The sequence below is a fragment of the Glutamicibacter sp. 2E12 genome (assembly GCF_050030965.1).
Classification (GTDB): domain Bacteria; phylum Actinomycetota; class Actinomycetes; order Actinomycetales; family Micrococcaceae; genus Glutamicibacter.
In genome coordinates this window covers 971,346-984,398 of the sequence record NZ_CP188297.1, presented here as the reverse complement: position 1 = coordinate 984,398, position 13,053 = coordinate 971,346, and the positions used below count along the sequence as shown (strand labels likewise).

Annotated in this window: 11 protein-coding genes and 2 tRNA genes; 10 read left to right on the top strand and 3 right to left on the bottom strand. The window is 61.8% G+C overall.

Annotated features, from left to right (window positions below; genetic code table 11):
• The first annotated feature begins 161 nt into the window (after positions 1-161).
• From ACP3TE_RS04480 to ACP3TE_RS04460, 5 genes are all read left to right on the top strand, one after another.
• Complete coding sequence (locus ACP3TE_RS04480; protein ID WP_105659112.1) at positions 162-1,028, top strand: DsbA family protein; 867 nt, start codon at positions 162-164, stop codon at positions 1,026-1,028.
• 171 nt (positions 1,029-1,199) lie between these two features.
• Positions 1,200-1,273: transfer RNA gene (locus ACP3TE_RS04475), tRNA-Thr, on the top strand.
• A gap of 164 nt (positions 1,274-1,437) precedes the next feature.
• The gene (locus ACP3TE_RS04470) at positions 1,438-2,388 is read left to right on the top strand and encodes a DUF808 domain-containing protein (protein WP_426735514.1); all 951 of its coding nucleotides are present in this window, start codon (positions 1,438-1,440) and stop codon (positions 2,386-2,388) included.
• 122 nt (positions 2,389-2,510) lie between these two features.
• A complete protein-coding gene (locus ACP3TE_RS04465; RefSeq protein WP_426735512.1) occupies positions 2,511-4,145 on the top strand; it encodes an HsdM family class I SAM-dependent methyltransferase in 1,635 nt (544 codons plus the stop codon).
• On the top strand, positions 4,142-5,074 hold the full coding sequence (locus tag ACP3TE_RS04460; protein ID WP_105659115.1) for a hypothetical protein: 933 nt from the start codon (positions 4,142-4,144) through the stop codon (positions 5,072-5,074). Before ACP3TE_RS04465 ends, ACP3TE_RS04460 begins: the two co-directional genes overlap by 4 nt.
• Before the next feature lie 4 nt (positions 5,075-5,078).
• On the opposite strand, the gene ACP3TE_RS04455 is transcribed toward ACP3TE_RS04460, so the two are convergent.
• A complete protein-coding gene (locus ACP3TE_RS04455; protein ID WP_426735510.1) occupies positions 5,079-5,696 on the bottom strand; it encodes a GNAT family N-acetyltransferase in 618 nt (205 codons plus the stop codon).
• Positions 5,697-6,105: 409 nt separating this feature from the next.
• Here ACP3TE_RS04455 and ACP3TE_RS04450 point away from each other — a divergent pair.
• Positions 6,106-6,182, top strand: a tRNA-Val gene (locus ACP3TE_RS04450).
• A gap of 56 nt (positions 6,183-6,238) precedes the next feature.
• On the opposite strand, the gene ACP3TE_RS04445 is transcribed toward ACP3TE_RS04450, so the two are convergent.
• Complete coding sequence (locus ACP3TE_RS04445; protein WP_402696643.1) at positions 6,239-7,285, bottom strand: LLM class flavin-dependent oxidoreductase; 1,047 nt, start codon at positions 7,283-7,285, stop codon at positions 6,239-6,241.
• Between the two features lie 201 nt (positions 7,286-7,486).
• Between ACP3TE_RS04445 and ACP3TE_RS04440 the strand changes: the two genes are divergently transcribed.
• Positions 7,487-9,157 (top strand): threonine/serine ThrE exporter family protein, encoded by a 1,671-nt coding sequence (locus ACP3TE_RS04440; protein ID WP_105659118.1) that lies wholly within the window; start codon positions 7,487-7,489, stop codon positions 9,155-9,157.
• On the opposite strand, the gene ACP3TE_RS04435 is transcribed toward ACP3TE_RS04440, so the two are convergent.
• Positions 9,154-9,927, bottom strand: a complete 774-nt coding sequence (locus ACP3TE_RS04435) for a uracil-DNA glycosylase (RefSeq protein ID WP_426735507.1) — start codon at positions 9,925-9,927, stop codon at positions 9,154-9,156. The two genes, ACP3TE_RS04440 and ACP3TE_RS04435, sit on opposite strands and share 4 nt — an antisense overlap.
• Positions 9,928-10,083: 156 nt before the next feature.
• On the opposite strand from ACP3TE_RS04435, the gene ACP3TE_RS04430 reads away from it, so the two are divergent.
• The 3 genes from ACP3TE_RS04430 (at position 10,084) to groL (ending at position 12,956) form a co-directional block, all read left to right on the top strand.
• Positions 10,084-10,374, top strand: coding sequence for a DUF3263 domain-containing protein (locus ACP3TE_RS04430; protein ID WP_105659120.1), 291 nt, complete (start codon positions 10,084-10,086; stop codon positions 10,372-10,374).
• A 42-nt stretch (positions 10,375-10,416) separates the two neighbouring features.
• Entirely contained in the window at positions 10,417-11,022 is a 606-nt protein-coding gene (locus tag ACP3TE_RS04425; protein WP_105659121.1) for a LytR C-terminal domain-containing protein, read from the top strand.
• 296 nt (positions 11,023-11,318) lie between these two features.
• Positions 11,319-12,956 carry a chaperonin GroEL gene (gene groL / locus ACP3TE_RS04420; RefSeq protein ID WP_105659122.1) on the top strand — a complete coding sequence of 546 codons (1,638 nt, stop codon included), beginning with the start codon at positions 11,319-11,321 and terminating at the stop codon, positions 12,954-12,956.
• Positions 12,957-13,053 lie beyond the last annotated feature (97 nt).

Genomic DNA, 13,053 nt, shown 5'->3' with positions numbered 1-13,053 from the left:
TCAACTTAAGGTTTTCGAAGCACTTTGGGTGCTGTATGCGAAAGATATGTGAGTCCTGTGAAGGTGGGGGAATCTTGAGTTTTCAAGGATATTGGCGCTCGGAGTTGGCTAAGCTTGACTCCAGATGATAGTTGTCCGCTGACCAAGGAACCGCCAAATTTATGTCTACAAATAACCCGCGCCCATCGAAGGCAGAGCGAACCGCGAGTGCCCGAGAGAAGGCGGCGCAGATGCGTGCCGCTCAAGATGCCGCTCAGAAGCGCAAGTCGCTTTTCGTGAAGCTGGGCGTATTGGCCGCAGTCATTGTGGTCATCGCACTGGTAGTTACCTTGATCGTGCAGAACAACAACGCAAAGGTGGCAGACTCCGGCGCCGTGCCGCAGGGCGCTACCGCAGCCGGTGGCATCATGGTCACCTCGCCGGACACTGTCGCAGAGAAGTCCATCGAGAATGTGGATATCAAGACGCTCGAAGCACCTGCCGAGGCGCCATCGCCTGCTACCCCACGCGACCTGACGGTGGCTGAAAAGGGCGAACCGATCAACATCGCCATGTACGTTGACGCCAACTGCGTTCACTGTGCAGACTTCGAGGCTACCTACGGGGACCAGATCGAGGAATGGCTGGCCAACGGCGACGTCACCGTTGAATACCGCAACGTCGGCTACCTTGACCGGGGTTCAGCAACCAACTTCTCCTCGCGCGGCGCCAACGCATTGGCTTGCGTCGCCGACGAAAGCCCAGAAGCCTACATGGGCTTCGTCAAGGCACTGTGGGGCCACTATCCAGAGGGCGAGATGAAGAACGCCGAGCTGGCCGATCTGGCGATCCAGAATGGCGCTGCGCAGTCCGTTGAAAGCTGCATCGCAGATGACAAGTTCCGTCCATTCGTCCAGTACACCACTACTGCCGGCCAGTACGATGGCGTGGCTGGCACCCCATCGATCTTCGTCCAGGGCAAGGTAGTCGATCTGGCAAAGGAAGACTTCCCAACCGCAGTGAAGGAAGCAATCGCTGCCAACAAGTAAGTCGAACCGGTAGACTCTGGACAATTGTTCGGGATCCGGTAGTATCCTTATTGATCTCGCACCCCGACCGATGGGAAGGAAGCCAATGATGGCTTCCTTCCCATCGGCATTTAACTCGGAGCATCGCCAATTCGCAGTGCCGCAGGGTTTTCGGATATTCTTATTCGGTACGCCCCCTTAGCTCAGCTGGCCAGAGCGTCTGTCTTGTAAACTGAAGGTCACCGGTTCGAATCCGGTAGGGGGCTCTGACCTGGTCCTGGACCAGCAACGGGAACCGTGTCCATGAATCTTCGTGGCGCGGTTTCTTTTTTTAGCCCCAGGTCTTGCCCGAGCCAGCGTCGCGCCTATGGCAGGCTCAAAGATCCCGCCGGTAGAATTTTGCGCAGAACCTATATTTGAGGAGCCGACCATGGCCGGAGGCCTTGCAGCACTATTGGACGACGTGGCGGCGCTGGTGAAAGTCACCGCGGCATCGCTTGATGACATCGCGCTGGGCGCTGGCAAGGCCAGCACCAAATCGCTAGGCGTCGTCATCGACGATGCGGCAGTCACCCCGCAGTACGTGGCCGGGCTCTCGCCCAAGCGCGAGCTTCCAATCATCTGGAAGATCGCCGTTGGGTCTATCCGGAACAAAATGCTGTTCATCCTTCCGGTGGCGCTGATCCTATCGCAGTTCGCTCCATGGGCGCTGACCCCGATCCTGATGATCGGTGGCGCCTATCTGGTTTTCGAAGGCGCCGAGAAGCTGCTTGAGGCGATGGGCGCGATCAAGCACCACACTCCGGGCGGCAAGGAGGGAGTGCGCGACGAGAAAGCGATCATCGGATCGGCAGTGCGCACAGACCTCGTGCTTTCCGCGGAGATCATGGTCATCTCGCTGAACGAGGTGTCCCACGAGCCGTTCTTGAATCGCGCGCTGATCCTGATTGTGATCGCCATCCTGATGACCGTCGTGGTCTATGGCGCCGTGGGCTTGATCGTCAAAATGGACGACATCGGCCTGCACATGGCCGCCAAGCCGCGCCAGCTCACGCAGAAGATCGGGCGCGGCCTGGTCAGGGCGATGCCCATCGTGATGTCCATCCTGAGCAAGGTCGGCGTGATCGCGATGCTCTGGGTCGGCGGGCACCTGCTGCTGGTCGGCATGGACGAACTGGGCTGGCACGCACCGTACGGCTTCGTGCACCACGTGGAACTGCTGGTCCACGACGCGACCGGCCAGGCCGGCGCCGTGCTGGGCTGGCTGGTGAACACCGCCTTCTCCTGCCTTGCCGGTTTCATCATGGGTACCGTGATTACCGTCATCATCCTGGGCATCCAGAAGCTGCGCCACAAGGGCAAAGCCGAAGCAGACCACTAGGAACAGGAATCAGCCAGATGCCCGCGCACGTAGAATAGAGAAGTTGCCGCCCGGACTCGGTCTACCGGTCCAGCCCAACTGTCTGGCCTACGTGGAAAGATCGATGCGTGTTGAGTAGAGAATTGACAGATCAGGCCACCGCCCGCCATGCGCGCGGAGCCTACTTCACCCCGGAACCCGTTGCCAGCTTCATGGCGCAGTGGGCGCTGGGGGAGCAAGGATCCAAGGTCCTGGAACCCTCCTGCGGTGAAGCGCAATTCCTTGCCGCTGCCCATCCGGTGCTCGCAGATGGCCGAGACCGGGTCGAGCTGGTGGGCCTGGAACTGCACGAACCATCGGTGCAGGCCGCCCGTGAACGGATGAGCGCCGCCGGGATCGACGCGCGCATCGAGCACGCCAACTTCTTCGAGGTCACCGGCTACGCCGAGTACGACGCTGTCATCGGCAACCCTCCCTACGTGCGCTACCAGCTGCACCGCGGGGCTGACCGGCAGCTCTCGCGCGCCGCGGCCAAAGCCTCGGGCGTGGAACTGAACGAGCTTGCCAGCATCTGGGCCGCTTTCGTCGTGCATGCCACCAGCTTCCTTGCCGTCGGCGGGCGCCTGGCCCTGGTGCTTCCGGCAGAGCTGATGTTCGTGAACTATGCCGGGCCTGTCCGCCAGATGCTGCTTGAACGCTTCGCCAGCGTGCACCTGGCCGTCTTCGAAGAGCGCTTGTTCGCCGACGCGCAGGAAGAAGTGGTGCTGCTGCTGGCCGAGGGCTTCCGCGAAGGGGCTAGCGGTTCCTTCAACCTGCACCAATTCCGCAATGCGCTGGATCTGCAAGCCCTGGGCGAAGGCACCCGCCACACCCCGGTGCGCATGAACGAGCGCTGGACCGGTTCCCTGGTCGGCCTCGAAGCCCAGGGGATCTTGTCGGCGGCACTGGCCGCCGGCCGGATGGCGCCGCTGCAGTCCTGGGGCGAAACCTCGCTGGGCGCGGTCACCGGCAATAATAAGTGGTTCACCCTCTCGGCCCAGCAGATCCAGGACCTGGGGCTGGCCCGCGAGGACCTGATCCGGATCTCGCCTCCGGGCTCGCGCCACCTGCGCGGGCTGGAATTGAGCGAGGACGGCTGGGAAAAGCTCGCCGAGCACGGGGCAGCTGCCTACATGTTCCGCCCCGGCGCGGAACCCAGCGGTGCTGGTGCGCGCTTTGTGGCCAGCGGTGAACTGCAGAACGTCGACCAGGCCTACAAGTGCAAGGTGCGCTCGCCGTGGTGGCGGGTGCCGGTGCTCTCGGTGCCGGATCTGTTCATGACCTACATGAACGCCGACACCCCGCGGTTGACCGCCAACGAGGCCGCGGTGCACCACATCAACTCGATCCATGGGGTGTACCTCGGCGCCGATGCGCGCGAGCTGGGCCGCGAGCTGCTCCCGGTGGCATCGCTCAATACCCTGACCATGCTCGGAGCCGAAATGGTGGGCCGCTCCTACGGCGGCGGCATCCTGAAGCTGGAACCGCGTGAAGCCGACCAGCTGCCGGTCCCGGCGATCGGCATGGTGCAGCGCTATGCCCGGCAATTGCGTGCCATCAAGCCGGCGGTGCGTGAACTGCTGGTGCAGGGGCGCAAGCAAGAGGCCACCGACCTGGTGGACGGCGTGGTGCTCGAGCAGCTGCTCGGCTTGGAGCCGGATGCGCTGGAGGCGGTCCGCACTGCGCGAATGAATATGCTCGAACGCCGCAAGGCCAGAAGCAAAGCCGTGAGGGGATGAACGTGGCCAATCCTGCGATCGAAAAGACCTTGGCCTTTGCCGAATTCGATACCACGTTGATGTCAGCGGCGAAGGATTCGCCCTGGCTGGGCAATGGCGCGGTAACCGAGGAATTCAACCCGTCCTTCCCGGTGCTCGAACGCCTGCTGAGCATCCCGGTCCGCAACAAGGCGGTCACCCGATCGGGCCGCTTTGCCCAGGGCGTGGACGCATGGCTGGCCCATGAATTGCGCCGTGCCGGATTCGATGCGGATCTGGTGTGGCCGCGTCCCGAGGCGCCCCGGGTCTTGTCCAGCGACATACTGGAACTGCTGCGCAAGCTGCCGGAGCGGCTGGCCGACGAGGTGCACGAGTCCATCATGGCGGGCAAGGCGGGCAGCATCGACGCGCGCATCCTGGGCCGCGCCTACATGAAGCAAACCGACGTGGTGATGACCCATTGGTCCACCGGTCCCGAACTGCTGCTCAGCACCAAGGCGATGACCTCATCCTTCGGCAAGAACCTGGCCAACCGCTATGAAGAGGCCTATGGGGATGCGGCTAACCTGCGGGCCCGCTACCCGCTGGCAGCCGTCGGGTTCTTCTTCGTGCAGCGTGCCACGATCCTGGAATCCGAGCCGGCCGCCTTCCGCCGCACCGTGGACATGATCCGCAAGCTGCGCGACTTCGGCGACGGCTTCGGATACACCGCCACCGGCCTGCTGCTGGTGGATTGGGATGAGAGCGCAGAGGATCCCGAAGTGAAATGCGTCCACGCTCCGGTGCCAGCGGATATTGCCGCGCCGCAGTTCCTCAACGCCATGGTCGATGCGGTCCTGAAGGTCACCCCGATTGACCTGCACGAGGCCGCTCGCGCTCGCCGGGCCGGAGAAGTTGCCCCGCTGCCGGGCCACGGCTCCGTGGACGAACAGCAGGACGCCCTGTTCTAGGCGGTCACATCACCGGCACGGCGGAGGCCGGATCATCGGATCCGAACTGCGCGGCGAATCCCTGGACCGGGGCCGGGCCGGCCATGAGGCTCGGGGCTGGCATCGCACTTTCGGGAAGGTGGATGGCCACGTGGTCCTCGGAGGCCTGCGGCAATTGCGCGGCCCACTGCCGTGCGGCCTCGGTGGCCCGGTAGATGAACTTCAGCTGCCCATCGTGCTCGAAGCTGCGCTCGCGCTGCCACAGTTCCGAGCGCTCGTAGAAGGCCCAGGATGCCGGGTTCTGCGAATCGATGACGCTGATCGGGGTTTTGCCCGAACGCAGCGCGTGGGCAAGGCGCAGCGACGTCGTATGCTGGCGGATGCCCAGGCGGCGGTAGTCCGGGCGCACGGCCATGCAACCGAGCTCCACGGCGTTCATCGAAGAAGTCGGGGCAATGATGGAATCATGCACGAGGCCTGCGGCAACCAAGGTGCCCTGGTCGCGCACGGTCACAAGCAGCGAGAGCCGGTCGAACTTCTGGTTCCAACGCTGGTCGACCAGGGGGTAAAGGGTCGCTAATTCGGCGCGCTGGGCCGGCTGAACGCATAGGGATGACAAGGAAAAGTTCAGGTTTTCAAACACTGGGTACGGTCCTAAATTCTAAGAACGAACGAAAGATGAGGCTTTTGCGCGGTGGAAAAATCCACTGCGCGGTTTCGTTGGCCTTGAGGGGACCGATGCCGGCGGCTTCCGGCAACTTCCTTGTAGGGTCCAGTTTGAGCTCGATGAGCTAGAAAAATTATGGAGTCTAAAGTCCCTTTTTGACAAGTGGAAATGGGTACTTTTAGGTGAATCGCAAATAAACTATTCGGCGCTGTTTTTCTGCTCTACTCATTGCCTGAACCGCGACTGTTCGAACCTGCGCTGGAAGCGGCATTTCGGCGTGTTCCGGGGACGGATTCCGGGCGCTGGAACCGGTGGCCGATTTGGAGTGAGGTCCACGGCCCGGTAGGATTGCTTATGCGCTTGGCTTGCAAGTCAGGGCGCAGATGGATCTTTAGCTCAGTTGGTTAGAGCGTTCGCCTCACACGCGAAAGGTCGCTGGTTCGAGTCCAGTAAGATCCACCAAGAACGAAAGCCACCGCAATGCGGTGGCTTTCGCTGTTTCCGGGACAGCCAGGATCCTAGGCGCCAAGCAGCTGGTGCACCATGGGCTTGACCTCTTCTCCGAGCAACTTGATGCTGTTCATCATCGCCTCGTGCGGCAAGGAACCGGCAGAGTACTTGATGTCAACGCGCGACAAGCCCAGCTGCTGGGCCACCTTGGCCATCTTCCGTGCCACAGTTTCCGGGCTGCCGGCCATCATGGCTCCCTCGGGCCCCATGGAAGCCTGCAAGCGCATCTTGCTGGCCGGCGGCCAGCCTCGTTCGGCGCCCAGCCGATTCATGGTGCGCTGGTAATGCGGCCAGAGGGTTTCCAGGGCCTCCTGGTCGGTGGAAGCCACCAAGCCATGGAAGTGCGCCGAGACCGGCAATTCTCCATGGCCGAACTCCTTCAGCGCACGGCGGTAGAGGGTGGCCAAGCCTTCGAAGGCCGAGGGCTGGCCGCCGATAATGGCCAAGCACAACGGCAAGCCATGCCGGGCCGCGCGGGTGACCGACTGCGGGCTGCCACCCACACCCACCCAGGTGGTCAAGGGCTGGTCTTCCAGCAGCGGGTAGATCTGCTGGTTGCGCAAGGCGGCGCGGTGCTTGCCCTGCCATGAAACCGGCGTGCCGTGGCGGAGCTTGGCCAGCAGATGCAGCTTCTCTTCGAACAGGTCCTCGTAGTCTTCAAGATCCAGGCCGAAGAGCGGGAAGGATTCGATGAAGGAGCCCCGGCCTGCGATGATCTCCACTCGCCCGTTGGAGATCGCGTCCAAGGTGGCAAAGCGTTCGTAGACGCGCACCGGGTCGTCGCTGGAGAGCACGGTCACCGCGGTGCCGAGCTTGATGCGCTGGGTAGTGCTGGCCAGGGCGGCCAGAACGATTTCGGGGGAGGAGATGGCATAGTCATCGCGGTGGTGCTCGCCGACACCGAAGAAATCAAGGCCCGATGCTTCGGCCTGCTGCCCCTCGGCGATGACATTGCGGATCACCTGGGCATGGCTCAGCGGGTTGCCCTGGGCGTCCTCGGTGATGTCGCCGAAGGTCTCGGCTCCGATTTCTGGCAAAGGGAACTGCGTATTCATTGGATCCTCCGGATTATATGCAAACACATCTAACTTCTGCATGGTGCAACCAACTGCCGAGCGCCGGTATTCCAGTGGCCGAAAATACCCTTAAATGTGTTCGGCGATACCTCCCGAATTCGCCAGGTTCCCGACAACTTTTCATGCACGGGTTGTATGGTGAATCCCATGGGAAAAACTTTGGATGAGGGGGCATGATTCGTGGCGCATCGATCTAGCGAGGAACAGGCCGCCTCGTCGAATGCCGTAGGCGAGGATCCGGCTCCGCTAGCTGGCGTCTTGCCCCGCATTGCCACTAGTGAGATCAACATGGGCTTCCATCCGGCAGAGCCCGCCGAAGAGCCGGCAACGGCATCTGAACTACCGCTCAATACGGCGGTCAGCGCCAACGTGGCGGCTGCCGATGTCTCGGATATCGAGTGGCGCACCGGCCAGGTTCACACCACCGATGAGGGCATTACCCTCATGCCTACCCGCGCCAACCCGGTGGCCCGTCGGCTGCTGGCGAAAATGTGGATCTCGGATACCCCTCCCACCGAGGCGCTGAACATCGTTGAGCGCCTGCAGGGCACCCCCTACGCCAACCCCAAGGTCAACGTGGACCAGGACGCGTCCAACCGGCGCACCATGGAGTTCGCGCTGGATTTGGGCGAGACCTTGATCCGCTACGGCGCAGGCGCCTTGGAAGTGGAAACCAGCGTGATCGCGGTGACCGCGGCACTGGGCCTGAGCCACTTGGATGTGGACATCACCAACCAGTCCCTGCATTTGAACTACAGCCCGCCGGATGCCGAAAGCTACTCGGTGCTGCGTGTGGTCCGCTCCTACACCTCGAACTATGCCGGCATGGTGCTGGTGCACGAACTCGTCTCGGATATCATTGCCGGCGGCGTTTCGCGATCCGTTTCAGCGAAGCGGCTGAAGGACATCACGCGGCAGCCCAAGCCGTTCCCGCGCTGGATCGTCGCCTGCGGCCGGGCCGTGTTCGCGGCCGCGTTCGTGCTCTTCATTGGCGGCTCGTGGGCTGGTGCGCTGGTGGCGATGCTGTCCTCGAGCCTCGTGACGCAGATCGGCCGATACGGCTCGCGCTGGAGAGTGCCCGAGTTCTTCACTATCGCTGCCTCGACATTGGTGGTCACCGGCATTGCCTTGCTGGGGCATCAATTCCACGCTCCGCTGGATCCGGCGCTGGTGGTCTCTGGCGGCATCTTGCTGCTGCTTCCGTCGGGCAGATTCGTTTCGGCATTGCAGGATGCCATCAACGGCTTCCCGGTGACAGCGGTAGGCCGGTTGTTCTCGGCCAGCCTGATCTACGGGGCGATCCTCTGCGGAATTGCTACGGCCCTGGTGATCTCGGATCTGCTCGGGGGAGAGAAGGTCGACGTTCACCAGATCGTCCAAACCGACTATCCGGCCTGGCTGCTGGTGGTCTTGGTGGGCGTGGCCATTGTCGCCGGTGCGGTCACCGAGCAGAGCGCGCTGCGCCTGCTGCTGCCTACCGCCGGCATTGCGGTCGGCGGCTACCTGGTGCAGCTGCTGGCCGAAAGCATTGGACTCGGAGACCGGGCCACCCCGGCGCTGGTCGCCACGGTGATCGGTTTCGCCGCGCGGCTGGCAGCGGACAAACTCCGCTCGCCGCAGCTGGTGCTAGCGGCTCCTGCGGTCATGTTCCTGCTTCCGGGCCTGATGATCTTCCGAGCAATGTACGGCATCGTCATCAACGTCAATGACACCGCCACGGGACTGGTGGAGATGTTCAACGCCATGGCGATCATGCTCTCCATCGCTGGCGGCGTCGTCTTCGGCGATACGCTGTGCCGTCCATTGACCTCCAGCGCCCGGCGTGAGCGCCGGCGGATCCGCCGACGCTAGGCTTTCGGCAACGACCAGTCAATCGGCTTCTGTCCGCTGTCGGACAGGAGCCGATTGATGCTTGAGAAGGGCTTGGAGCCGAAGAACCCGCGCGAGGCTGAGAGCGGCGAGGGGTGGGCGCTTTGCAGCTGCACGGCGTTGGACAGGGACTCGGAGAGTTTCTGCGCATGCTTGCCCCAGAGCAAAGCCGCCGGAGGCCGCGGACGTTCATTGAGCGCGGTGAGGATGGCATGCAGAATTGGCGCCCAACCCAGCTTCTGATGCGAGCCGGCATTGCCAGCGGCTACGGAGAGCACCTGGTTCAGCAGCAAGACGCCTTGGGAAAGCCATGGACTGAGGTCTGGATGCGCGACCGGCTCCAGCCCCAGATCGGACTGCAATTCCTTGTAGATATTGGCCAAGGAGCGCGGCAGCGGACGCACCTGCTTGTTGGCCGCGAAGGCCAAACCATTTGCGTGGCCGGGTGTCGGATATGGGTCTTGGCCAATAATTAGGACCTTGACTTCGGACAATGGCAGGCTCAGTGCGCGGAACATCACCTCCGGTGCCGGCAGGATCTGTTCACCGGCCGCCGAACGGGCCGCCAAATCGGTGGCCAGGGAACGCAGCAACGAGTCCTGCTCGCAGAGTGCCCGAACCCAGTCTGCAGCGATAAACCCGTGGTCGGCCACGGATTGGGCGCCATGGTAGAACGGGAAATCAGCCGCTTCGTACACTGGTGTCCGAGCTGGCTGGGGTGCATCGAAAAGTGCTGGCTGCAAATCGTCCATAGGGGTAATTGTGCCGTTTTTCTGGCGTGCCTGTGCTCGGCCACACGGTGTTAGGCAAGCAGATTGGTTAGAATATCGGTGGTATGTCTACCGATGGTGGATTACATGCATAACCGAAACCTGAGAAAACTGGTCCAATGACAGAGGTGAGAACGTATGGCTGAGAATGAATTGCTGGTGGATTTCGTCATGAACCCGGATTCGGAATTGGATGAGCGTTCGCAACAGATCCTCAACCTGGAAAAGTTGTGGTGGAAGTATGCCGGGGCCAAGGAACAAGCCATTACCAAGCAGTTTTCGATGTCGCCGACGAATTATTACCAGCTGCTGAACCAGCTGATTGAAACCGACGCGGCACTGGCCTACGACCCGATGTTGGTCAAGCGCCTGCGCAGAGCACGTTCCACAAAACGTCGCGTGGGCGGTAAGGTCGGCACGGGACGATAACCCTGCCTGCCGTGACCAATCAGACCTCGAGCAAGGACAAGAATGACCAACTACCCGCGTGACGAATTTGATCGCGTTCCGGAGTTCAGCACCCGTGTGGGTTCGCACCACGCCCACGGATGGGCGCAGTCCGCCGCGTCGAAGTCAACCGGTGGGAAATTGCGCTGGGTAGTGCTGACCGCTGTACTCGTGCTGGTGATCGGTGCCTTGTCCTTCATCTTCGGCCCTCAGCTCAAGGAGACCCTCGCGACTTCCACGGGAAGCGACACCTCGCAAACCCAGGAAGTCACCGCCGAGCCCTCCGTGGAACCCACACCTAGTGAATCCGCATCGCCAACGAGCACCATCGATGACGAAGACGTGCTCTACGGCCAGCTGATTGGCGTGTACAACGCGGCAAGTGTTGCCGGTCTGGCTAATGAAGGCGAAGACGCCATGGCCGAAGCCGGGTTCACCAGCATTGTGGCCGACAACTGGACCAGGCCCGCAGAAGTCTCCACGGTTTATTACATGTCCGAGTCCTACCGCACTACCGCTGAAAAAGCTGCAGAAATCCTGAATATCGACGAAGTTCTGCAGACCAGCAACATTCCGAACCGGGTCACCGTGGTTCTGGGCTCCGATGACACCCTGGGGCTAAACGAATAATTCGTTCATAATTCCATTCGCTCAGAGCCGATCGGCTTGCACTCGCCATGCGAGAGTGCCAATATTTGTATTAGCACTCATGCGTTGCGACTGCTAACGCCGGTCGGCTTTTGCGTTCTCCAAGAACTCCATGAAGCACCGGACAGCGGACGCAGGGCGTGGGCGTGGAAAATACCTCAGATAGCGAGAGCTGAAACGGTTGCTGGCCCGATGCCGCACCGGTCCACTCGTCCGTCGCGGGCGCTGTCTGTCGGTTGCATTTTCGCAAAATCGTCCCGAAAGGACCGTACGCCACAATGGCTAAGATGATTGCATTTGACGAGGAAGCACGCCGCGGACTTGAGCGCGGCCTGAACACCCTTGCTGACGCGGTGAAGGTCACCCTGGGCCCACGCGGCCGCAACGTTGTTCTGGAAAAGAAGTGGGGCGCTCCTACTATCACCAACGACGGCGTGTCCATCGCTAAGGAAATCGACCTCGAAGAGCCTTACGAGAAGATCGGCGCAGAGCTGGTCAAGGAAGTTGCCAAGAAGACCGACGACGTCGCTGGCGACGGTACCACCACCGCAACCGTGCTGGCACAGGCACTGGTCAAGGAAGGCCTGCGCAACGTTGCCGCAGGTGCTGACCCAATCGCACTGCGCCGCGGTATCGACAAGGCCGTAGAAGCTGTTACCGCTGAACTGTTCGCCGCTGCGAAGAAGGTCGAATCCAAGGAGCAGATCGCTGCTACCGCTTCGATCTCTGCTGGCGATCCGGAAATCGGCGCACTGATTGCTGAAGCTCTCGACAAGGTCGGCGAGCAGGGCGTTATCACCGTTGAAGAATCCAACACCTTCGGCCTGGAGCTGGAGCTGGCAGAGGGCATGCGCTTCGACAAGGGCTACATCTCCGCTTACTTCGTCACCGACGCTGAGCGCCAGGAAACCGTTCTCGAGGACCCTTACGTCCTCATCGTGAACTCGAAGATCTCCTCGGTCAAGGACATGGTGACCTTGCTGGAGAAGGTCATGCAGTCGAACAAGTCGCTGCTGATCATCGCCGAAGATGTCGAGGGCGAAGCCCTGGCTACCCTGATCCTGAACAAGATCCGCGGCCTGTTCAAGTCCGTTGCTGTCAAGGCTCCGGGCTTCGGCGACCGTCGCAAGGCCATGCTGACCGACATCGCTATCCTCACCGGCGGCCAGGTTGTTTCCGAGGAAATCGGCCTGTCCCTGGACAACGTAGGCCTGGAAGTCCTCGGTACCGCCCGCAAGGTCGTTATCACCAAGGACGAGACCACCATCGTTGAAGGTGGCGGCGAAGCCGACGCCATCGAGGGACGCAAGGCCCAGATCGCAGCCGAGATCAAGAACACGGACTCGGACTACGACCGCGAGAAGCTGCAGGAGCGCCACGCAAAGCTCTCCGGCGGTGTCGCTGTGCTGAAGGCCGGCGCTGCTACCGAGGTAGAGCTCAAGGAGCGCAAGCACCGCATCGAAGATGCCGTGCGCAACGCCAAGGCAGCTGTTGAAGAAGGCATCGTCGCCGGTGGTGGCGTTGCACTGATCCAGGCTGGCGCTGCAGCATTCGAGAAGCTGGTTCTGGAAGGCGACGAAGCTACCGGTGCGAACATCGTCCGCGTTGGCATCGAAGCCCCGCTGAAGCAGATTGCCCTGAACGCTGGCATGGAGCCAGGCGTTGTCGCTGACAAGGTCAAGGGCCTGCCAGCAGGCCACGGCCTGAACGCTGCAACCGGCGAATACGTCAACCTGCTTGAAGCTGGTGTCAACGACCCAGTGAAGGTGACCCGTTCGGCACTGCAGAACGCGGCATCGATCGCTGGCCTGTTCCTGACCACCGAAGCTGTTGTCGCAGATAAGCCAGCTCCTGCTGGCGCTGCCCCAGCCGGTGGCGATGACATGGGTGGCATGGGCGGAATGGGCGGCTTCTAAGCTTCCCGCACGCACTAAGCACGCAGTAATCGCGCCGATGGCCCGGATCCTTTCGAGGAATCCGGGCCATCGGCCGTTTAACGTGGGACAAGCGTTG